Genomic DNA, 20,723 nt, shown 5'->3' with positions numbered 1-20,723 from the left:
CCTGGACAATCCGGGTCGGAGCACTTTAACCGGCGCTTTCCGGCTCGGTTGTCCGGACCTCCTCCGGACAACCGAGCCGGGTCCGTCACCCTGGTGACAAGGGTGGCCACCCGTGCCTAGGCGAGTGTCGCGGAGCGGGCGAAGAGCCTGTTCGAGGCGATCTGCGCGCCGCGTCCCAGGGACTCGAGCTTCGCGGCGGCGATCTGCGGGTGGATCCTTCCGCCCAGCCCGCAGTCGGTAGAGGCCACGACATTCTCCCGACCGACGAGCGCGGCGAACCGCTCGATGCGCTGGGCGACCAGCTCGGGGTGCTCGACGACGTTGGTCGCGTGCGAGACGACGCCGGGAACCAGCACCTTTCCGGCAGGAAGGTCGACGTCCTGCCAGAGGGTCCATTCGTGTTCGTGGCGTGCGTTGGCTGCCTCGAAGGAGTACGAGCCGGCGTTGATACCCAGCACGAGGTCCACGATGTGGCGGAACCCGATGTCCGTGGTGTGCGGGCCGTGCCAGGATCCCCAGCAGACATGGAACCGGACCTGTTCCTCGGGTAGTCCCCGCAGCGCATAGTTCAGGGCGTCGACCCGGATCCGGGTGAACTTCTGGTAGTCCTCGATGGTGGGTTCGGGGTTGATCTGGTCCCAGTTCTCCGCGATGGACGGATCGTCGATCTGGACGACCAGGCCTGCGTCGACGATGGCCTTGTACTCCTCGCGCAGGACATCGGCCCAGGCGTAGATGAACTCCTCCTCGCCGGCGTAGTAGTCGTTGCCGATCCTGCTGGCGGACCCGGGCGAGAGGGCCGTGATGAATCCCGTCGGGATGTCCGCAGCAGCCAGGCCCGCTTTCAGGTTCGTGATGTCACTGGCCAGGGCAGCGTGTCCGGTGTAGGAGATCGGCCCGGTCGCGGACGGAAAGGCCGTCGCGTTCCTGCCGATCTGGATCCCGCTCTCGGGATCCTGGTAGGCCGCCGCGAAGCGGGTCCAGTCACGTCGGTCGGCGAACGATGTCAGCCTGATGGCACCGGGCTCGCTGAGGACGGGTTCGGCGAGGATCGGATTGAAATCCGTGAGTTCCAGGCCGGCGGTGCGCTGGAAGCTGTAGGTCCACCAGGCACCGTAGTCGACCGGGTTGGACATCGCCTTGCCGTACTCACCGTCGCCCGGGATCGTGATCCCGAACTCCTTCTGGCGTTGGACGAGGTCCACCACGGCGGTGGTGAGCAGCCCGTCGAATTCGGGTGTCCGCTCCAGGGTGAAGCCGTCCTCGGCAAAGGTCCGGGCGGCGTTGGCGGCGATCAGTTCCGGTGTGCGGGGCAGCGAGCCGGCGTGGCTGGTGGAGATGCGATCGAGGGTCATGATGCTTTCCTTTCCATCGGTCCTGCCATTAGCACCCTTCCGGACAGGAAATCCGGGGGAAGCTGCAGCGTCATGGAGGCAGGTCTCTCAGCTGCTCTGGATGGTGTGGCTTAGGGCTCTAAATCCACCGGTGACGCAGGCACGCCCCCTCCACAGCCAGGAGGCTGAGCACCAATCGGAGGGGCTGGCCCCATCATGGACGACGATTAGCGCGCCATAAAAACCAGGGGCGTAACATTCCGGAAAGATTTATGGGGGAGTCCCACCCTGCGGCCGATGAAATTCCCTGTTCTCGTGCCGGGAACAGTCGATAAGCGAACGGACGAACGAGGACGACAACGCTCGGGTGTTTACTTCGGGCACGATTGCGTGGTTATACTTCCAACAGCTTCATGAATTGTGACCGCCAAGCTCCGACTTGGTCACATACCAACCCCGCGCTCGGTGGGTGGTTCGGATGACGAAGCGGCCCGCATTCACCCCCCCGGGGTACCTGGTGCGGGCAAGAGCTCCCGAAAGGACGCGGCCCCGTGCCGCCCGCCATGGCTGCAACCTCATCCATTGCCGATTCCCACTCCCAGGTTCCGCTGTCGGTCGTGAGCATTCACGACTACGAGGCACTGATGGCTCCGCGCGAGGCGTTCGTGGATTTCCTCCTCAGACCGCAGGGGGTTCCACGTGGCAGGGAGGACGCTGGTCCGCCTGCGCTGGCAGTCTGAGGAATGGCACGCACAAGCGGCCTCCTCCTGGATACCGACGTCGTCGTGGAGTTGCGGAGCCCACGCCCTTCCACGACTGTCGTCGATTTCCTCCAGCGGAGGCGACACTTCCGGATATTCGTCTCCGCCCTGACGATCGGGGAATTGCATCTGGTGAGCCGGGAGAACCAGCAATACCGGACGGTCGGCGCCTGGGTGCAGGAGTTCGTGAACTCCTACAGCTCCAACATTCTTCCCGTGGATTCTGATATCGCCGCTGTCTGGGGTCCGATGCTGAGCGACGCCGAGGTGTCCGCAGTCGATTCCCTCATTGCAGCGACTGCAATTCACAAGAGTCTTTCCATTGTGTCGGGAAATGTGGAGGTCTACCGGAAATTCGCGGTGTCGGCCATCAATCCCTGGATTCCGGAAGCGCATGCGGTTGGGGCGCCACCGCTCCCGCCCTCCCGGACGGGACCGGCGACGCAGTCCCTGTAGATCCGTCCGACCCCGAACCCTGACCATTTCTGCCGAAGGAGCAGCTTCGATGAGTACCGGTGACGCCGGCTGTACGGCCACTTCCCAAATCCATGCAGGGTATGAACCGCAGGCCCCCTACCGGCCCGTGGCAGTCCCCATCTATCAGACCGCGGCGTACGAGTTTCCGGACTACGCGTCGGCCCGGCGCATGTTCGCGCTCAAGGAACCCGGCTTCACCTACACGCGGACCGGCAACCCGACCGTCGCCGTGCTGGAGCAGCGGATCGCCGCGCTCGACGGCGGCGTGGCCGCGCTGGCGACGGCGACCGGGCAGGCAGCGGTCGCCGTCGCCCTGTTGTCGCTGGTCCGCGGCGGGCAGCACATCGTGGCCTCGTCGAAGCTGTACGGGGGGACGGTGGACCTGCTCACCGACACCTTCGACGATTTCGGGATCGCGGTCAGCTTCGCCGACCCGGCCGATCCCGGTGCCTGGCAAGCCGCTGTACGCCCTACGACGCGGGCCTTCCTGACCGAATCCATCGGCAATCCGCTGGCCACGCTGCAGGACCTGCCGGCGATCGCCGCGGTCGCCCATGCCGCCGGGGTGCCGCTGGTGGTGGACAACACCCTGGCGACCCCGGCCCTGTTCCGGCCGCTGGATCACGGGGCCGACATCGTGGTGTATTCGGCCACGAAGTTCCTCGGCGGGCACGGGAGCACCCTCGCAGGTGCCGTGGTCGACGGCGGGCGCTTCGACTTCTCCGCCTACCCGGACCGGTGGCCGCAGCTCACACGGCCGAAACGCCGGTACGGCGGGGAGATCCTGTGGGAACGCCACGGCCACGGCGCGTACCTGGCCCTCGCGCGCAGCAAGTACCTCCACGACCTGGGCCCCTCGCTCGCTCCGGGCAGCGCCGCGCAGATCCTGCAGGGGCTGGAGACCCTGGACATCCGGGTAGCCCGGCACGCCCAGAACACCCGCGAGGTCATCCGGTTCCTGGCCGGCCACCCGGCCGTCGCCGCGGTGCACCACCCCTCCGTTCCGGGCCACCCGCAGGCCGGACTCGCGGCCCGGGACTTCCCGCGAGGAGCCGGCAGTGTGTTCTCCTTCGACCTGGCCGCCGAGCCCGGGCAGGTCGGGGCCTTCATCGATCGGCTCCGGTTGTTCAAGCTGGTGGCCAATGTGGGGGACACCCGGTCCCTGGTCGCACACCCGGCAGCGATGACGCACTGCCGGCTCACCCCCGGACAGCGTGCAGCCGCCGGGATCGCGGAGACCACCATCCGGCTCTCCGTCGGACTGGAGACCGCGGCGGACCTCGTCGCGGACCTGGACCTCGCCCTGGCCCCGCTGGGCTTCGAGGAACCCGCGGCTACTTCTCCGGCAGCAGGGGCCCCTGCCGTCTACGCAGGAAGGGCCTGACATGGCGCAGTACAGAGGATTCAACACGACGGCCGTCCACGCCGGGCAGGACCCTGATCCGTTGACCGGTGCGGTGATCCCGCCCATCTACCAGACCTCCACCTTCGTGCAGGACGGGATCAACGTGCTGCGCGCCGGGCACGAATACAGCCGGGGCTCCAACCCGACCCGTAACGGGTTCGAAGCCCAGCTGGCCGCCCTGGAACATGGGACGGCGGCCTTCGCCTTCGCCTCCGGGCTGGCGGCCGAGGATGCTCTGCTGCGGGCACTGCTGCGCCCGGGGGATCACATCGTCCTCGGCGGGGACGGTTACGGCGGTACCAACCGGTTGATCAACGGGCTGCTGGGCCCGTGGGGCGTGGCGAACACGGCCGTGGACATCACCGACCTGGCGGCGGTGGCCGTCGCGGTCCGGCCGGGCTCCACCGCACTGCTGTGGGTGGAGACGCCGTCGAACCCGCTGCTGGGCATCGCGGACCTGGCCGGGTGGGCGACGCTGGCGCACGACGCCGGGGCCCTGCTCGTGGTGGACAACACGTTCGCCTCGCCCTACCTGCAGCGGCCCCTGGACCTCGGCGCGGACGTGGTGGTGCACTCCACCACCAAGTACATCGGCGGGCATTCGGATGTGCTCGGCGGAGCCGTGGTCGTGGCGGACCGTTCCTTCCGCGGCACCGCACTGGCCGAGACCATCGGCTACCAGCAGTTCGCCGGCGGCGCGGTCGCCGGGCCGCAGGACTGCTTCCTGGCCGCCCGCGGCCTGAAGACCCTCGGCCTGCGCATGGAGCGGCACACCTCCAATGCCCAGGCCCTGGCCGAATGGCTCCGGGACCAGCCCGGCGTCGCGGAGGTGCTCTACCCCGGCCTGCCCGAGCATCCGGGCCATGCCCTGGCGGCGCGCCAGATGTCAGGCTTCGGCGGGATCGTCTCGCTGCGCTTCAGCGCCGGAGAGGCCGCCGCCCGGGCCTTCGCCGAATCGACCCGGCTCTTCGCGCTCTCCGTGAGCCTGGGCGGGGTGGAATCGCTGGTCTGCTACTGCTCGGAGATGACCCACGCCTCGGTACGCGGAACCCCGCTGGCCGTGCCCACCGACCTGGTCCGGCTGTCCGTCGGCGTCGAGGACCTGGCAGACCTGCAGGAGGACCTGGCCGCTGCGCTGGAGAGAACACATCGGGCGTCCAGGAGAGCCGTGGCTCTCAGCGCCTGACCCCGGTCCAGCAGAACACCCCCGTTCCAGGTCGGTTCACTACGCAATACGACGGGCGATGACCCCGTGTTTCTTCATACGACAGCTCGTTTCCCCGGCTCTTGGGTGCGGGCACAAACGGTGGTTGATTGAATTCACACGCCACGAAAGGACCTCTCATGACGGACATCTCGGACCTCAGCCCCCAGCGCCTCCGGCAGGTGCTGGGACACTTCGCCACCGGGCTGACAGTGGTCACGGCGGCGACGCCCACGGGTCCGGCCGGGTTCACCTGCCAGTCCTTCGCCTCCCTCTCGCTCGACCCGGCGCTGGTCACCTTCAGTCCGGCCCGGACCTCCAGCACCTGGCCCCTGCTCCGTGCAGCGGGACGCTTCACCGTGAACATCCTGTCGGCAGAGCACCAGCACCTGGCCGGCCAGTTCGCACGCTCGGGCACGGACAAGTTCGCCGGCGTCGACTACACCACGTCACCGCTGGGCAACCCCGTCCTGGACGACGCGCTCGCCTGGGTGGACTGCGAGCTGCACCAGGAGTACGACGGCGGCGACCACACCATCGTGGTGGGGAGCGTCCGGTTCCTGAGCGCGCGGCTCGACGCCGAACCCCTGCTGTTCTTCAAGGGCGCCTACGTCGGGGTGCAGTCCCGGGCAGCAGTGCTGGAGAGGACTGCATGAGCTGATCACGCAGAGGCCGCTGAGACCCTGGATCACGGTCCCGGGCTGCGCGCCGTCGTGCCGGACGGGTCGGGGTCCGGACTTCCGGAGGCTGCTCCCGCGCTTCCCGCGCGGGGCCCCTGTCCGTAGCAGCCCGATACCTTTCTTGGTAGAGTGCGGGAACTACTTTGAATCGTTTCAACCTTCGCGCCCGATGGCGGGTACTGGAGGTCGAGGCGATCCACCCTCAGCGCACTGCTGCAACTGGAAGGACCACCGCGTGACCAAGCGCCAACTCCCCGTCCCGGCGGAAATGCTCGAGCTGATGCAGTTCAAGAAGATCGAGCTCAACGGCAAGAAACGGCGGCTGGGAGCCGCGCTCACCATCGCGGACCTGCGCACCATCGCCAAGCGGCGCACCCCGAAGGCCGCCTTCGACTACACCGACGGCGGCGCCGAGGGCGAGTTGTCGCTGGCCCGGGCCCGCCAGGCGTTCGAGGACATCGAGTTCCACCCCTCGATCCTCCGCCCCGCCGAGCACGTCGACACCTCGGTGGAGATCCTCGGCGGGCCCAGCGCCCTGCCGTTCGGCATCGCGCCGACCGGATTCACCCGGCTCATGCAGACCGAGGGTGAGACCGCCGGCGCCGGCGCGGCGGCTGCGGCCGGCATCCCCTTCACCCTCTCGACCCTCGGCACCACCTCGATCGAGGGCGTGAAGGCAGCGAACCCGAACGGCCGCAACTGGTTCCAGCTCTACGTCATGCGCCAGCGGGAGATCTCCTACGACCTCGTCAAGCGTGCCGGTGAAGCCGGGTTCGACACGCTCATGTTCACCGTCGACACCCCCGTTGCCGGTGCCCGGCTCCGCGACAAGCGCAACGGATTCTCGATCCCGCCGCAGCTGTCGATCAGCACGGTCCTCAATGCGATCCCGCGGCCGTGGTGGTGGGTCGACTTCCTGACCACCCCGAAACTGGAATTCGCGTCCCTGAGCGACACCGGTGGCACGGTGGGCGATCTGCTGAACGCGGCGATGGATCCGACGATCAGCTACGACGATCTGGCCATCATCCGGGACCTGTGGCCCGGCAAGATCCTCATCAAGGGTGTCCAGAACGTCGAGGACTCCGTGCGCCTCGTGGACATGGGGGTGGACGGGATCATCCTGTCCAACCACGGCGGCCGTCAGCTCGACCGCGCACCCATCCCGTTCCACCTGCTGCCACAGGTCGTCCGCGAGGTCGGCCGCGACGCCACGATCATGGTGGATACAGGCATCATGAACGGAGCGGACATCGTCGCCTCGATGGCCCTCGGCGCGAAATTCACCCTCATCGGCCGCGCCTACCTCTACGGACTCATGGCCGGCGGACGCGAAGGCGTCGACAAGACCATCGCGATCCTCCGGGACGAGATCGAACGCACCATGCGCCTGCTCGGTGTCTCGCACCTCGGTGAACTCGAGCCTCGGCACGTCACGCAGCTCACCCGCCTCGTTCCGGTCAGCTCCGCGCCCAGTGAGGTCTCACGGCTCGTCTGACAGCAGCGACCGGGAGGCTCGAGGGCCTGCGCCCTTCTGTCACGCCCTTCGGCCCCGGTCGATCCTGCCCGCCGCGGCGGGCAGGAGCGGGGGCCATGGATACCCCCGTCAGCCGCCTGCCGCTTCCCGCCGTGCGGCTGCCGAGCGCAGTCGGGAGATCGCGAGCTGTGCATAGAGCGCTGCGCCGTCGGTCAGGACGCTGTCGTCGAAGACGGCATAGGGGGAGTGGTTGAACGGCGCCGTCACCGGCTCGACGCCGGGAGGCACCGCCGAGAGGAAGACGAAGCTGCCCGGCACCGCGTCGAGGATCCGGGAGAAGTCCTCCGACCCGCTCATCGGCTGCGGCATGGTGACGTACCGGTCGGCGCCCAGCAGCTCGGCGACCTGGGCCTCGGCATGCGCCGTCTCGTCGAGGTCGGTAATGGTGACGGGGTACTCGTGGAGGTACTCGACCTCGGCCTCCAGCCCGTGGGCGGCTGCGATGTGCCGCACCAGCCGAGGGGCGGCCTCGGTCATCCTGTCCCGGTTCGCCGTCGAGAAGGTCCGGATGGTCGCCTCGATCCTCGCGGTCTCCGGGATGATGTTGCGCTGAGTGCCTGCCCTCAGCACTCCGACGGACAGCACCACGGGGTCGAACATGTCGAACTGCCGCGTGACCAGGACCTGCAGTGACGTGACGATCTCCGCGGCGACGGTCACCGGGTCCTTCGCGGAGTGCGGCGAGGATCCGTGCCCGCCCGCGCCGTGCACCGTCACCATCAGGGCGTCCGACGCCGACATCAGGGGACCGCCGCGGCTGGTGAGCATCCCGTTCGGCATCAGCGACGACGTCACGTGCAGCCCGTACGCGGCATCCGGCGTCCGGCCGGCCGCACCGAGGACTCCTTCCCGGATCATGACGCCCGCGCCGTCGTGACCCTCCTCGCCGGGTTGGAACATGAGGACGACGTCGCCCGGCAGCTCCCCGCGGTGCTCGGCGAGCAGAGTGGCCGCGCCCGCGAGCATCGCCGTATGGAGGTCGTGGCCGCAGGCGTGCATGACGCCGTCGATCCCGGAGCTGTACGGGACGCCGGTTGTCTCCTGCACCGGGAGCGCATCCATGTCCCCGCGCAGGAGCACCACGGGTGCGGCGCGGTCCGTGGCCGCCGCCCCACCGCGCAGGACGGCCGTGACCGACGTCGTGTCGGTGCCCAGGGTCACCTCGTAGGGGAGCCCGTCGAGGGCTGCGAGCACCTTCTCCTGGGTGCGCGGCAGATACAGGCCCAGTTCCGGCTCACGGTGCAGACGGTGCCGGAGATCGACGATGTCCCCGGTGAGCGACCGGGCATCCTCGAGAAGTGCCGCTGGGGACAGGGTCATGGATTCCTCCTGGCAGGGACCGGACTGTTCTCCCACCCTTGCAGAAGAACTCCGGAGAGGCGAGGACGTCCCGCAGGCGGGGCCTGTTCACTATCCGCCCCGGGCCCGGCGTCATCGCGACACAGACAGCTTCATCAACGGGAAGGGACTTAAGGCCCTAGCGCAATGCCGAAGTGTCCCGTGAGATGGGACCGATTCGCCGTCGGCTTTTACGGCAGCTCCGCGGATCACCGACGATGGAGGAGCTTTCACCATGACCAGTATCAGCAGCATCTGGACCCGACTCGACCCGACCGTGCAGCAGTGGCTCCTGGAGAACCCGGGGTGTGTCGTCCTCCCACGGACCATGGCCAACCGTACGGCGACCGGAATGGCCGAGGAGTTGCCCGTCGACGAGCACGGGGAGCACTGGCTCTCGCCGGAGGACATCACGTTCCTGAAGGCCCGGCGACGGGCCCTGGAGACGGGCGGATCCACCGGGCCCACCGGTGCAGAGGTGCGCCCTGAGGTTCAGGAAGAAGCGCTGCGCCGTTGAGCGGTCGCCTCAGGGCGACGGCGGGCTCGGGCTCCGGAGCACCCTCCGGGTGCTGCTCGCACGGTCGGCCCGATGAAGCGCGCTGAGCTGTGCCGCCGCGGATCAGTTGTGGGAAGGACACCGATGAAGGCTCTCCCTCCGTTCCGGCACGACGACCAGGAGGGCCTGTCGTGAAGGCTTCGTGGGACGATCCCGCAACCGCCGCCCGGCCGGACAAGCGGGACCGGCCTCTCGTGGTGGCGGTCCGTGACGCTGCGACGGGCCCGGCCGTCCTGTGGGCCGCGCGCCGCGCGGAGTCGCTCGGCGTTCCGCTCACCCTCGTCCATGCCGTGCCGGATCCCGCACTGATGCCGCCGGGCAGCTCCTACGGGGACGTCGTCGTCGGCGGCCGGAAGGTGCTCCGGGCGGAAGCGAACCGTATCTCCACCGACTTTCCCGCGCTGCACGTCGGGACGTACCTCCACTGCGGCGATGTCGTGGAGGCGCTACTGGGACTCGCCGCGGAATCACCGCTCCTCATCCTGGGCTCGGACCGGATGGACGCGGTCAGCGGTGAGTTCCGGGGCTCGGTGTCCCTGCAGGTCGCCCTCGGATCACGCGTACCCGTCGTCGTCGTACCTGCAGACGACGGGAGGGCGACCGGCGCCGGGGGGACCACCGACGCGACCATCGGGGGAGTGGTCGTCGGGGTCGATGGATCCCCGTTGGCCGGCGTCGCGCTGCTCAGGGCGGCCGATGAGGCCTCCACGATGGGCACGACCCTGACGGTCGTGTCGGCGCCCACCGGACCGGGGTCCCCGCAGACCCCGGTGATGCAGGAGGGGGTTTCGGCACTGCTGCTCGACGTCTCCACGCGCTACCCGCACCTCGCGGTGCGCCAGGTCCTCGACGAGGTGCGCGGTGCGGCGCAGGCGCTCGCACACTACGGCACGGGCGCAGACCTCCTGGTGATCGGACGCCACGGGAGGGGAGCTCGGACGGGTATGTACCTCGGATCGGTCACCCACACGCTGCTCCTGCACCCACCCTGCCCGACCCTGGTCGTCCCTGATCCCGGGCCCACGCCGCCGTTCGACGGACAGCTCCAGGAGCCGGAGCGGACACCCGCCCGCTGACCGCCCCGCGGCGTACCGGGGCGCCGAGCCCGGATCCACGCACGGCGTTCCACCGAACGCGCACGAACCGCTCCCGCACGGGCTACTCCGGGTGGAGGGGGTGGGTCTCCCGGTACTTCTGGATGTGAAGGGCGAGTTTCCGCTCGGTCTCCCGGCGGCGTTCACCCTGCCGCTGGAGGAGCTTCTTCGGGTCTGTCTCCTTTCCCTGGCTCGGCTGCTGCCTGCCCGCCGACGGGTCGGTGGTCGGAGTGGTACCAGCAGGAAGGGTGGATGGGGTCTGGTCGGTGATCACGGTCGGTCTCCTCTGCTTGCCTGCGCCTGGAGTGGGGTCGGCCCCGGGTCGGCCGACCGTATCCGGCGGCATGTCCTTTCCCTGCGGGCCCGTAGTCCATGGTCCGCCCAGAGGGGGTTTGCCCCCTAGGGTCTTAAGGCTCCATTAGGGGGTGGGGTGCATCGCCCGGGCCCCGGTCGTTCGTCGCCTGCATCGCCCGGCCGGCGGGCTGATCGGGGCAGGCTGATCGAAGCAGGCTGATCAGGGCCTGCTGATGAAGACAGCGGCCTGGGTGCGGCGTTGGAAACCCAGCTTCGACAGCAGCGACGACACGTAGTTCTTCACCGTCTTCTCGGCGAGGAACAGCTCTCCCGCGATGTCCCTGTTCGTCAGGCCGGCTCCGATGAGCGCCAGGACCTTCCTCTCCTGGCTGGTCAGTCCCACGAGGCGCGGATCCTCCACCGGGGCAGCGCTGAGCCCGGCCACGATGCGTTCCTTCAGTCCCGCCTCGAAGAGGGATGCCCCGCGAGCGGCGCGATGCAGCTTGTCGATCAGGTCGGAGCCGAGAATCTCCTTCAGGATGTACCCGGAGGCGCCGGCAAGGACGGCTCCGCGCACGGCCTGGTCATCGTCGTAGCTGGTCAGGATGACGCATGACAGGGAGGGATCGATGGAGCGCACGTCGCGGCACACCTCGATGCCCGTCCCGTCAGGGAGCCTGGCGTCGAGGATCGACACGTCCGGGGACAGAGCGGGGATCCTCCGCGTGGCCTCCTCGGCGGAACCCGATTCCCCGACGACGACGAAGCCCTCGCCCTCGAGCAGCTCCCGCAGACCCCGCCGCACCAACTCGTGATCGTCGAGAAGGAACACCGTCGGCCGCTCCGCCCGCCCGTCAGCCATTGCGTCTGTCATCGTCTTCCTTCTGTCTGGGGAACCGCTCATCCCCGCTCGGGCACCATCATGGACCGGCCGCCCGACCCCGGGCAGGGCCGAAAGTCACCTTCGACCGTGGGTCTTTCGACCCTGTCGCAACCCTCGCGCCCGGGCAACCATGAAGATGTCCGCGTTCCCTCTTGCCAGGACCAGGAATCGATCATGGAGCCCACCGTCCCGCCCCGCCGTCGGGCCGTCGTCGAAGTGGACGGCTCCACGTCGTCCAGCCGCGCGCGGGATCTTCGAGCGGGTGCATCAGCGTGAACCCGCCCCCAGGGGGCAAACCCGTCGTGGTCGGGTACGACGGCTCGGACGGTGCGAAACGCGCCGTGCTCTGGGCAGCCCGGTACGCAGCAGCGGCCTCCCTGCCGCTCGTCGTCGCCCACTGCTGGCCCTGGCCCCTCTTCACCCGGGACCTCGGCCCCGTGCCGGGAGTCAAGGACAGCGGCCTGCGTCGGCAGGCCGAGACGACGGCAGAGGAGGGACGCGCGCTCGCGGCAGGCTCCGAGCCCGGCCTCGACGTCGGCAAGCGCATCGTCGTCGGGTTTCCTGCTGAAGCCCTGACGAGACTCTCCACCGAAGCGTCCCTCGTCGTCACCGGGACGCGAGGCCTCGGTGGCTTCTCCGGGCTGCTGGTCGGATCGGCCAGCCTCCACCTCGCGTCGAGCGCGGCGTGTCCCATCGTGGTGGTCCGGGAAGCGCGGCCCCTGTCCGACGCCGTCCTGGTCCCCGTGGACGGGTCTCCCGAGAGCGACCGGGCAGTGGCGACGGCAGCCGAGCTCGCGGTGGCCCTGCGCAAGTCCATCCACCTCCTCCACGTCGAGCAGTCCCGACGGCGCCATCCCGCCGAGACCATCCCTGATCCCGACCCTGTCCTGGAGCAGGCCGCCGCCCTGCTGGCGGCACGTCCGGGCATCGCCGTCACGACGGAACACGTGACCGCTCCCTCGATCCCCGGGCTGATCCTGCAGCGCGCCGGCAGCGCGGCCGGCGTGGTCATCGGCGCCAAGGGGCACAGCACGCTCGGCGTGCGGCTGGGCTCGACGGTCCACGCGGTTCTCCACCACGGCCAGGGGAACGTCGTCGTCGTCCGCTGACCGTCGCGGCCGGCCGGTCAGCGGATGTCGCGACGGGAGAGTCCGACGACGGCGGCCAGCACGAGGACGCCGCACAGGCCGAGGATGGCCGCCATGCCACCCCACGCACCGTTCCCGAAGCCGTTCGCGAGCGGAGCCGGGTCGAACGCCCAGGTGTACGGGGAGAAGTGCCCGAGCCAGCGCGTCGCCTCCACCTGGTGGCCGAGGGCATTGAAGGCGTACCCCAGGACGGCGATGCCCGCCCCCGCCGCGACGGATGCGGCCCTCGAACCGGTTGCTGCTCCTGCCGCGACCGCTGCAAGACCGCTCAGGAGGCTCAGCAGGTACAGCGCGACCGTGCCCGCGACGACGTGGCCGGGTGCCAGCCCGAGCTCGGAGGGACCGTTCAGCACGAGGACGGTCACCAGCAGCACGCCGCAGACGACGGCGAGGCGCAGGGCCAGCGCGAGGGCCGCTTCGAGAGCGACCTGCGGGCGCGTGACGCCGTGTGCCAGGGTGAGCTCCAGCGCACCGCTCTCTTCCTCGCCGCCGATCGCGGCTGCACCCCACCCCACGGCGGCGATGGTCAGCAGCACGAAACCGAGCAGCCCCAGGAGGGTTGCCTGGGCGTAGCCCGCACCTGTGGAGATCGAGGCGAAGCCGAGGGTCGTGACCAGTTCCGACGGCAGGGACGAGACGACGGCCTCGAGGTCGCCGGTCGCCCCCATCGACGGGTAGATCGGGAGGTAGAGCAGGCTCGCCGCGATGAGGCCGACGGACCAGCCGGCCATCCCGACGCGGGAGCGGCGCAGGATGTGCCGGACGACCGGCAGTGCGCTACCGGCCATGACGTCCGCCCTCCACTCCAGGTGTCGCCTGCGCGTACAGCCCGAGGACCGCCTGCTCGAGGTCCGGTTCCTCGATCACGACATCCACCAGCCCGAGGCGGGACAGGACGCCGAGCAGTGCGACGGGGGAGCCGGACACCTGGCCCTCGACGACCGTTCCCGCACCGCCCGGGCGGGGGGTGCCGGGCGGATCGTCGGCCGCCCGGAACGCCAGGCCCGCCTGCCGGAGGGCTTCCGCCTGCCCCGCCGTCAGCGGGGCGGCCAGCTCCAGCCGGACGCTGCGGGGTGCTTCGTCCCGCAGTTCGGCCACGCGTGCGGAGCGGACGAGCTGGCCCTGCCGGATCACGGCGACGTGGTCCGCGCAGTGCTGCACCTCGGAGATCACATGGGATGAGAGGAAGACGGCCTGGCCGGCTGCTTTCGCCTCCCGCATAAGGGCGAGGAACTCGCGCTGCATCAGGGGGTCGAGGCCGGACGTCGGCTCGTCCAGGACGAGCAGCTCGGGCCGGTGCATGAGCGCCTGGACGAGCCCGAGTTTCTGCTTGTTGCCCTTCGAGAGCGTCCTCACGCGGCGTGACGGGTCGAACTCCAGCCGTTCGACGAGTTCGTTCCGGAAGCGCTCGTCCACGGGACCGGAGATGAGGCCGAAGTACCGCAGGGTGTCACGCCCCGTGGCGCCGCCGTCGAGCTTGAGGTCCCCGGGCAGATAGCCCACGCGCCTGCGGAGGGAGGGGCCGCTCCGCCAGGAGTCGGTACCCAGGACGATGGCCGTACCACCGCTCGGCCGGATCAGGCCGAGGATCAGGCGCATGGTCGTGGACTTGCCCGCGCCGTTCGGGCCGATCACACCCACGACGCTGCCCGGCGGCACCGAGAGCGAGACCCCGTCCAGCGCTGTCAGGGACCCGTACACCTTGGTCAGGTCCCGCAGTTCGAGTGCGTCCTTCATGCTTCCTCCGTAGGACGGACAGCCGATGGGCCGCCCCGCGCTCCGACTCCTCGGTGCACGGGCCTGGGGAAATCCAACCACGCCCGGGACCGATTCGGTGTGCCTGGGAGACGGCAATTCACCGGAGGCGCCGCTGCGGCCGATGCGGGGATCCGGGCGACCTGCTGATAAACTGGGAGGACTTGCCTGCGCACGGCGGAGAACTCCAGCCAGTTGAACGCGCAGCCTGCGTCGATAGAACGCATTCTTTTGTCCCGCATCCGGCTCCGAGGATCGTGAGCGCGGTGGACACTGTCTGACTTTTCTTCGGCGAACCCCTGCGCCAACCGGTGCCGGGGAAGATGAGAAGAAAGTTCGTGTTAACTACATGACTACTTTTGCCGCCCTTGGTGTGCCCAAAGCACTGGTCGAGAACCTCGCCGCGCAGGGCATCACCGAACCATTCCCCATCCAGGTCAAGTCACTCCCTGATTCCCTGGCCGGGCGCGACGTCCTCGGACGAGGCCGCACCGGCTCGGGCAAGACCCTCGCCTTCACCCTTCCCATGGTGGCGCGCCTCGCCGAGCAGGAAGCGGCCTACCGCCGCAAGCCCGGGCGCCCCCTGGCCCTGGTCCTCGCACCGACCCGCGAGCTGGCGACCCAGATCAACGCCACGATCGAGCCTCTGGCCAAGGAGCTCGGACTCAACACCACCGTGATCTACGGCGGCGTCTCGCAGCAGCGCCAGGAGAAGGCCCTGCGCGCCGGCGTCGACATCGTCATCGCCTGCCCCGGGCGCCTCGAGGACCTGATGCGCCAGAAGCTCATCACGCTCGAGTCGGTGGAGATCACCATCCTCGACGAGGCCGACCACATGGCCGACCTCGGCTTCCTGCCGGTCGTCAAGAAGCTGCTCGACACCACCCCTGCCGACGGCCAGCGCCTGCTGTTCTCGGCGACGCTCGACAACGGCGTGGACAAGGTGGTCAACCGCTACATGACCAACCCCGTCACCCACTCGGTCGACGACCCGCAGGCCGCGGTCACCACGATGGAGCACCACGTGCTCCTGATCGGCGACCAGACGCAGAAGAAGCAGCTCATCGTCCAGCTCGCCTCGGGCACCGGACGCCGGCTGCTGTTCATGCGGACCAAGCACCACGCGCGCAAGCTCGCCAAGACGCTCACCGACGCCGGCATCCCCGCCGTCGACCTGCACGGCAACCTGTCGCAGAACGCCCGTGACCGGAACCTCGCCGAGTTCTCCTCGGGCGACGTCCGCGTCCTCGTGGCCACGGATGTCGCCGCGCGCGGCGTGCACGTCGACGACGTCGAACTCGTGGTCCACGTGGATCCGCCCACGGAGCACAAGGCGTACCTGCACCGCTCAGGCCGCACGGCCCGCGCGGGTTCCTCGGGAACGGTGGTCACGATCACCCTGCCCGAGCAGAAGTCCGAGGTGCAGAAGCTCATGAAGGCTGCCGGCGTCGACGTCGCCTTCGAGAACGTCAAGGCGACCTCGCCCCTCGTCCTGTCACTCACCGGTGACGTGGCCGACAGGATCGATCCGCGCACCCGCGCCGCGCTCCTCGCCTCGCGGGAGGCAACGCGCGGCGAAGGTACCTCGACGGGTGCGAACGCCGAGCGCAAGCGCGCCCGCCGCACCGCAGCTCCGGCTGCGGGAGGCCGTGGCGGACGGGGTGGACGCGGACGCGTCACCGCCGAGCCGCAGGCCGCGCAGGGCAACCGCGCGGAGCGCCGCAAGGACCAGCCGCAGGCCCCGCGCTTCGGCTCGGACACCGGTGCTGCCGGGAAGTCGGGCGGGTCGCCCCGCCGGGCCGCCGAGCCCCGCACGGCCTCGGAGACCACGACGCGCAGCCGCCGCCCGGCGTCCGGCCAGCGTGTCGGCGACGCCGTACGCCGCCCTGCCGCAGGAGCTCCCGCAGCAGGCGGCCAGCGGAGCCACGCGCCGTCCTCGGCTCCGCGGGCCGAAGGCGCACGCCGTGCCGGTGGCTCCCGCAGGGCCAGCGCTCCGGCGTCGAACGACCGCCGCCCGCGCTAGCACCGGTCTCCGGTCCAGGAACCGCTGAAGGGCCCCCTACCCGCACGGGTGGGGGGCCCTTCGTCCGTTGCGTGCAGTGCGTCGCCCCATGGGGAACAATGGCCGGATGAACACACTCCTGAATGTCATCTGGCTTCTGTTCGGCGGCATCTGGCTGGCCCTCGGCTACTTCGCTGCGGGCATCATCTGCTGCCTGCTGATCGTGACCATCCCGTTCGGCATCGCCTCGTTCAGGATCGGCGCCTACGCCCTGTGGCCCTTCGGCCAGACGGTGGTGAACCGGGGTGGGCCGGCCAGCGGCTTCTCGGCGGTCGGCAACATCATCTGGCTGCTCGTCGCGGGCATCTGGATCGCCATCGGCCACGTGCTCACCGCCATCCCGATGTTCGTGAGCATCATCGGCATCCCGCTGGGCATCGCCAACCTCAAGCTCATCCCGGTGTCCCTCGCCCCGCTCGGCAAGGTGATCGTCCCGTCGTCGGGAACGTACCTGCCCACCTACCGCTGAAGGGCCGCCGCATCGACCGGCAGCGGCTCTCCCGACGCACCTAGTCGGACCCGGTGACCGTGGACCCGCCCGTGCCGTTCCGGGTGGAACCGTTCATGCCGGCCTTGTCCGGAGTCCTGAGCAGGTCGCCGAGCAGCGTGATGATATCGAGCCCGGTGGTGTCCTTCACCAGCTGCGTCGTCTGGTGGACCCCGCTCGAGACATTCCTGCTGAGCTGGCTGGCGCCGTCGTTGGAGACCACCGTCATGGTGTCGATCGCCGACATCGGCGCGGCGATCTCGCGTGCCATCGCCGGGAGGACCTCGAGGACCTTCGACAGGATGGCGGCTTGGTTGAACTTCTCGTAGGCCTCCGCCTGTGCGGCGATACCGGCCGCTTCCGCCTTGCCGCGGGCTTCCGCCGACCCGGCCTCGGCGTCGCCGCGCGAGGCGATGACGGCGGCGTCCGCCCGGCCCCGGGCTTCGTTGATCGACGCTTCGGCGGTACCGCGCGCGGTGTTGGCGGCGGCGTCGGCCTCTGCTGCCACCCGGTCGCCCTCGGCGACGAGCTTGCGGCGCGCGAGGTCCACGCGGGCCTCGATCTCCGCGGCCTCCGAGGCGCGGCGGCGTTCCTCGAGCTTCGCGTCGGCCTGCTGGATGAGGCGGTACTTCTCGGCGTCGGCCGGCTTGCGTACCTCGGTGTCGAGCTCGCGCTCGCGGAGCTCGGCCCGCCGCTGCGCGACCTGCTGCTCGCGGATGATGACCTGCTCCTGCTGTTCGGCCTGGGCGAGGGGGCCGGCGGCGTCGGCCCGAGCCTGGCGGGCATCGGCCTCTTCCTTCAGCTCTGCCCGGCGGATGATCAGCTGCTGCTGCGCGAGGGCCACCTGCTCGTCGGACAGGGCGCGTGCCTGCTCGGACTCCTGCATCGAGCGGGCTTCGGCGATCTTCGCATTGCGCTCCGCAAGGGCGGCCTCGGGCCGGCCGAGGTTCTTCAGGTAGCCCGAGTCGTCGTCCACGGACTGGATCTGGAACGTGTCGATCTCCAGGCCCTGGTTGTGCATCGAATGCTCGGCCTCCTCCTTCACGCTCTTGGCGAAGGTGGCGCGGTCGCGGATGATCGACTCGACCGTCAGGGTTCCCACGATGGAGCGCAGGGAACCCGAGAGGGTCTCCTGCGTGTAGTGGTCGATGGCCTCCTGCTGGTTGAGGAAGCGCTGGGCCGCCTTGCGGACGGCGTCGGCGTCGCCGCCCACCTTGACCTGGGCGACACCCGTCAGGTGGAGCTTGATGCCGTTCTTGGAGATGCCCTCGATGCGGAGCGAGACCTGGCGCGATGCCAGGGACAACGGATAGGCGCGCTGCGAGAACGGGTTGATGAAGATGCGGCCGAAGACCACGCGCTGGCTGTCCGGATCCGGCTGCCCCTTGCTGTCCTTCGACGAGATGATGAGCGCCTGGTCCGGGCTGGCGATGTGCAGGGCCATGCGGGCGAGCACGATGGCGGCGATGATGGCTGCGAGCAGCACCACCGCGCCGATGATGAGCGGGACGAACGTGAGATCCACTGGAACCCTTTCAACGGTCCTCGAAGTGCTCCGCCGCAGCGAGTGCGCGCCGGAGGAAGAGCAAGCTACTGCGTACTGACCTGACCCCCATGTTCTTCGAAGTGGACCCGCGGACTGGCCCGCGGGTGCTGGACGTCTACGAAGCGGCACCCGTCAGGAAGGCCTGCATGAGGGGGCCGCCGGACGTCGAGCCCAGTTCGCCCTCCTCGACGAAGACCGCGACGGCGAGGTCGCCCTGGAGGGCGACGACCCATGCGTGCGTGCGAGGGGGAGTCTCGCTGCCGAATTCGGCGGTACCGGTCTTGGCCAGGACTGGCTCGCCCGGCACGTCCTGCAGGAGCTGGGCTCCGCCCTGCTCGACGACGGCGGCCATGAGCGTCTTCAGGGTTGCGGATTCCCCGGCCGTGAAGGCGCTCGGCGGGGCCTCGGACGGCGCGTCCTCCCCGGCGGAGGCCGACGCCGTCGCGTCGCTGGTGGGGGCCGCGGTGGCCGCGGCGCTCGCCGACCCCGGATCGAGTTCGGCGGACTCGCCGGGAGCCAGGAGCGTCGGCGTGACCCGCGATCCGGCGCCGACGGAGGCGGCCATGGTGGCCAGTGAGAGGGGCGAGACGAGCACTTCGCCCTGACCGATCATCGCGGCGGCGTGTGCCGTGCCCTCCGCCTCGGTCGGCACGGAGCCGAAGAACGCCGGCGTTCCGATGGCTGACTCGACCCCGATGCCGAGGTCGGCGGCCGCACTCGCGAGGTCGGCCTGCGTGATCTCGTCCCGCGTCGAGATGAATCCGGTGTTGCAGGACTGCGCGAAGGTCTCCAGGAGGGGGATGGTGCCGAGGAACTGTCCGGGATACGTGCTCGCGTTGTTGAACGTCCGGCCGTCCACGGTCACCTCCTCGGTGCACTGCGTGGGACTCTGCGGCGTGAAGCCCTTCCTCAGGAGTGCGAGGCTCGTGGCGATCTTGAACGTGGACCCGGGCGGGTACTGGCCCAGGAGGGCCGTCTGCAGGCCTTCGCTGCCGGGGCCGTTGGCTGCGGCGAGGATCTCTCCCGTGCTGGGGCGGATCGCCACGATGGACGACGCCGAGGGCTCGTCCGCGAGCACCTTCTCCCCGAGGCCCTGCAGCCGGGCATCGATAGTGGTGGCGAGGTCGGTGCCGTCGACCGCGGGTGTGGCGAAGAGCTGCCGGGTGGGTGTGTCCGGGGCGTCCACCGGCACGGCAAAGACCTGGAGGCTGGGGGTGCCGCCGAGCTGGGCGTTGTGCTGCAGCTGGAGCCCCCCGAGTCCCGTGACGTCCCCGGCTCGGACGGCGCCGCCGGACTGCTCCACGAGTTCTTCCGTCGCCTCGCCCACGCTTCCGAGGAGTTCCCGGGCGAAGGTGCGGGTCGGTCCGAGCTCGCGGGTGTCCGCCTGACGGAGTGCGCCGGGGACGGCATCGATCTGTGCGTCCGTCACGGTCCTGGTGTCATCGTCCCGCAGCACGAGGGCCACCACGAACGCGTCCGCTCCCGCCGTCGCGACCTGCTCCTCGTACGCGGCCGGATCGATGTCGAGCAGCGCCGCGAGCGCGCGGGCGGAGGCGGCCTGCTGCGCCTCGGGGACGAGCGTCTTGTCGATGCCCACGCGGATCACCGGCCGCTCGGTGACCAGGACCTCTCCACCCGCGCCGGTGATGTTCCCGCGGTCCCCGGGAACGCGCGTGAGGGTGAGCTTCTCCTCCGGCAGGAGGTCCGGGACCACAACGTCCGGCTCCCACGTGGTCTGCCACACGTCCTCGACACGGGTGAGGTCCGCGGTCGTGCTGTAGGTCCAGTCGGAGTCGGTCTCGTCGAGGTCCCATACGTAGTCGAGGGTCGCCGTGGCGCTGTCCTCACCGGTGTCCTCGACGTCCGCGACGCTGACCCGCGGCATGTCCGGTGCAAGGCCCTCGGTGATGGCGGCGAGTTGGGCGGTCACCTCGGCCGGCTCGGCCGACGTGAAGGCGGACTGGCCGACGTCGAGCCGGGAGAGTCCTTCGGCCAGGGTCCCTGCGGCGTCCTCCGCCGTCGGCCTGCCATCGGTGCACGCCGCCAGGCTGACCGCGAGAACGGCGGTGGTCAGGACGGACGTGGCACAGCGAAGTTTCCCCATACGGTCATTATGACCGAGCCGCGCAACTACCCGAGGGGAGGCGCGGGCCCGGCGTCCG

General features: G+C 69.7%; 18 protein-coding genes and 1 riboswitch. Of the genes, 10 read left to right on the top strand and 8 right to left on the bottom strand.

The window, feature by feature from the left end; all coding sequences use genetic code 11:
- Positions 1 to 116: 116 nt before the first annotated feature.
- Positions 117 to 1,355, bottom strand: a complete 1,239-nt coding sequence (locus ACX80J_RS03120; RefSeq protein ID WP_459346773.1) for a cobalamin-independent methionine synthase II family protein — start codon at positions 1,353 to 1,355, stop codon at positions 117 to 119.
- A gap of 388 nt (positions 1,356 to 1,743) precedes the next feature.
- A riboswitch (SAM riboswitch) is annotated at positions 1,744 to 1,870 on the top strand.
- Between the two features lie 207 nt (positions 1,871 to 2,077).
- Between ACX80J_RS03120 and ACX80J_RS03115 the strand changes: the two genes are divergently transcribed.
- The 5 genes from ACX80J_RS03115 to ACX80J_RS03095 all read left to right on the top strand — a co-directional run bounded on the left by ACX80J_RS03115 (position 2,078) and on the right by ACX80J_RS03095 (position 7,359).
- The gene (locus ACX80J_RS03115; RefSeq protein WP_459345189.1) at positions 2,078 to 2,551 is read left to right on the top strand and encodes a PIN domain-containing protein; all 474 of its coding nucleotides are present in this window, start codon (positions 2,078 to 2,080) and stop codon (positions 2,549 to 2,551) included.
- Between the two features lie 49 nt (positions 2,552 to 2,600).
- Entirely contained in the window at positions 2,601 to 3,956 is a 1,356-nt protein-coding gene (locus tag ACX80J_RS03110) for an O-acetylhomoserine aminocarboxypropyltransferase/cysteine synthase family protein (protein WP_459346772.1), read from the top strand.
- Between the two features lies 1 nt (position 3,957).
- On the top strand, positions 3,958 to 5,163 hold the full coding sequence (locus tag ACX80J_RS03105; protein WP_459346771.1) for a cystathionine gamma-synthase: 1,206 nt from the start codon (positions 3,958 to 3,960) through the stop codon (positions 5,161 to 5,163).
- 158 nt (positions 5,164 to 5,321) lie between these two features.
- Positions 5,322 to 5,837: a flavin reductase family protein gene (locus ACX80J_RS03100; protein WP_459345186.1), complete on the top strand. Its 516-nt coding sequence runs from the start codon at positions 5,322 to 5,324 to the stop codon at positions 5,835 to 5,837.
- Between the two features lie 259 nt (positions 5,838 to 6,096).
- Complete coding sequence (locus tag ACX80J_RS03095; protein ID WP_459345185.1) at positions 6,097 to 7,359, top strand: alpha-hydroxy acid oxidase; 1,263 nt, start codon at positions 6,097 to 6,099, stop codon at positions 7,357 to 7,359.
- Between the two features lie 108 nt (positions 7,360 to 7,467).
- Here the strand turns inward: ACX80J_RS03095 and ACX80J_RS03090 are convergent, their stop codons facing one another.
- Positions 7,468 to 8,718 (bottom strand): M20 metallopeptidase family protein, encoded by a 1,251-nt coding sequence (locus tag ACX80J_RS03090; RefSeq protein WP_459346770.1) that lies wholly within the window; start codon positions 8,716 to 8,718, stop codon positions 7,468 to 7,470.
- 253 nt (positions 8,719 to 8,971) lie between these two features.
- Here ACX80J_RS03090 and ACX80J_RS03085 point away from each other — a divergent pair, with 253 nt between their 5' ends.
- Positions 8,972 to 9,253, top strand: a complete 282-nt coding sequence (locus ACX80J_RS03085; RefSeq protein ID WP_459345183.1) for a hypothetical protein — start codon at positions 8,972 to 8,974, stop codon at positions 9,251 to 9,253.
- A gap of 170 nt (positions 9,254 to 9,423) precedes the next feature.
- A complete protein-coding gene (locus ACX80J_RS03080) occupies positions 9,424 to 10,368 on the top strand; it encodes a universal stress protein (RefSeq protein WP_459346769.1) in 945 nt (314 codons plus the stop codon).
- An 82-nt stretch (positions 10,369 to 10,450) separates the two neighbouring features.
- On the opposite strand, the gene ACX80J_RS03075 is transcribed toward ACX80J_RS03080, so the two are convergent.
- Complete coding sequence (locus ACX80J_RS03075; RefSeq protein WP_459345181.1) at positions 10,451 to 10,660, bottom strand: hypothetical protein; 210 nt, start codon at positions 10,658 to 10,660, stop codon at positions 10,451 to 10,453.
- Positions 10,661 to 10,900: 240 nt separating this feature from the next.
- The gene (locus ACX80J_RS03070; protein WP_459345180.1) at positions 10,901 to 11,554 is read right to left on the bottom strand and encodes a response regulator; all 654 of its coding nucleotides are present in this window, start codon (positions 11,552 to 11,554) and stop codon (positions 10,901 to 10,903) included.
- A 281-nt stretch (positions 11,555 to 11,835) separates the two neighbouring features.
- On the opposite strand from ACX80J_RS03070, the gene ACX80J_RS03065 reads away from it, so the two are divergent.
- Positions 11,836 to 12,672 (top strand): universal stress protein, encoded by an 837-nt coding sequence (locus tag ACX80J_RS03065; RefSeq protein WP_459346768.1) that lies wholly within the window; start codon positions 11,836 to 11,838, stop codon positions 12,670 to 12,672.
- Between the two features lie 17 nt (positions 12,673 to 12,689).
- On the opposite strand, the gene ACX80J_RS03060 is transcribed toward ACX80J_RS03065, so the two are convergent.
- Both ACX80J_RS03060 and ACX80J_RS03055 read right to left on the bottom strand, forming a co-directional pair.
- A complete protein-coding gene (locus tag ACX80J_RS03060; RefSeq protein WP_459346767.1) occupies positions 12,690 to 13,499 on the bottom strand; it encodes an ABC transporter permease subunit in 810 nt (269 codons plus the stop codon).
- The gene (locus ACX80J_RS03055; RefSeq protein WP_459345177.1) at positions 13,489 to 14,448 is read right to left on the bottom strand and encodes an ABC transporter ATP-binding protein; all 960 of its coding nucleotides are present in this window, start codon (positions 14,446 to 14,448) and stop codon (positions 13,489 to 13,491) included. Before ACX80J_RS03055 ends, ACX80J_RS03060 begins: the two co-directional genes overlap by 11 nt.
- A gap of 367 nt (positions 14,449 to 14,815) precedes the next feature.
- On the opposite strand from ACX80J_RS03055, the gene ACX80J_RS03050 reads away from it, so the two are divergent.
- Positions 14,816 to 16,489, top strand: a complete 1,674-nt coding sequence (locus ACX80J_RS03050) for a DEAD/DEAH box helicase (RefSeq protein WP_459346766.1) — start codon at positions 14,816 to 14,818, stop codon at positions 16,487 to 16,489.
- 106 nt (positions 16,490 to 16,595) lie between these two features.
- Positions 16,596 to 16,997 (top strand): YccF domain-containing protein, encoded by a 402-nt coding sequence (locus ACX80J_RS03045; protein WP_459345175.1) that lies wholly within the window; start codon positions 16,596 to 16,598, stop codon positions 16,995 to 16,997.
- Positions 16,998 to 17,037: 40 nt separating this feature from the next.
- Here ACX80J_RS03045 and ACX80J_RS03040 read toward each other — a convergent pair whose 3' ends face one another.
- Positions 17,038 to 18,540: a flotillin family protein gene (locus ACX80J_RS03040; protein ID WP_459345174.1), complete on the bottom strand. Its 1,503-nt coding sequence runs from the start codon at positions 18,538 to 18,540 to the stop codon at positions 17,038 to 17,040.
- 136 nt (positions 18,541 to 18,676) lie between these two features.
- Entirely contained in the window at positions 18,677 to 20,665 is a 1,989-nt protein-coding gene (locus tag ACX80J_RS03035; protein WP_459346765.1) for a penicillin-binding transpeptidase domain-containing protein, read from the bottom strand.
- Positions 20,666 to 20,723 lie beyond the last annotated feature (58 nt).

The sequence above is a fragment of the Arthrobacter rhamnosi genome, assembly GCF_054510975.1.
The sequence above is the reverse complement of the archived record's forward strand: the minus strand, read 5'-3'. Positions and strand labels throughout refer to the sequence as shown.

Excerpts from the sequence above, each read along its gene's own strand:
- ACX80J_RS03045 (WP_459345175.1), top strand. The coding sequence starts at position 16,596 with ATGAACACACTCCTGAATGTCATCTGGCTTCTGTTCGGCGGCATCTGG.
- ACX80J_RS03085 (WP_459345183.1), top strand. The coding sequence starts at position 8,972 with ATGACCAGTATCAGCAGCATCTGGACCCGACTCGACCCGACCGTGCAG.
- ACX80J_RS03090 (WP_459346770.1), bottom strand. The coding sequence starts at position 8,718 with ATGACCCTGTCCCCAGCGGCACTTCTCGAGGATGCCCGGTCGCTCACC.
- ACX80J_RS03120 (WP_459346773.1), bottom strand. The coding sequence starts at position 1,355 with ATGACCCTCGATCGCATCTCCACCAGCCACGCCGGCTCGCTGCCCCGC.
- ACX80J_RS03035 (WP_459346765.1), bottom strand. The coding sequence starts at position 20,665 with ATGGGGAAACTTCGCTGTGCCACGTCCGTCCTGACCACCGCCGTTCTC.
- ACX80J_RS03105 (WP_459346771.1), top strand. The coding sequence starts at position 3,958 with ATGGCGCAGTACAGAGGATTCAACACGACGGCCGTCCACGCCGGGCAG.
- ACX80J_RS03055 (WP_459345177.1), bottom strand. The coding sequence starts at position 14,448 with ATGAAGGACGCACTCGAACTGCGGGACCTGACCAAGGTGTACGGGTCC.
- ACX80J_RS03060 (WP_459346767.1), bottom strand. The coding sequence starts at position 13,499 with ATGGCCGGTAGCGCACTGCCGGTCGTCCGGCACATCCTGCGCCGCTCC.
- ACX80J_RS03110 (WP_459346772.1), top strand. The coding sequence starts at position 2,601 with ATGAGTACCGGTGACGCCGGCTGTACGGCCACTTCCCAAATCCATGCA.
- ACX80J_RS03050 (WP_459346766.1), top strand. The coding sequence starts at position 14,816 with ATGACTACTTTTGCCGCCCTTGGTGTGCCCAAAGCACTGGTCGAGAAC.
- ACX80J_RS03070 (WP_459345180.1), bottom strand. The coding sequence starts at position 11,554 with ATGACAGACGCAATGGCTGACGGGCGGGCGGAGCGGCCGACGGTGTTC.
- ACX80J_RS03115 (WP_459345189.1), top strand. The coding sequence starts at position 2,078 with ATGGCACGCACAAGCGGCCTCCTCCTGGATACCGACGTCGTCGTGGAG.
- ACX80J_RS03100 (WP_459345186.1), top strand. The coding sequence starts at position 5,322 with ATGACGGACATCTCGGACCTCAGCCCCCAGCGCCTCCGGCAGGTGCTG.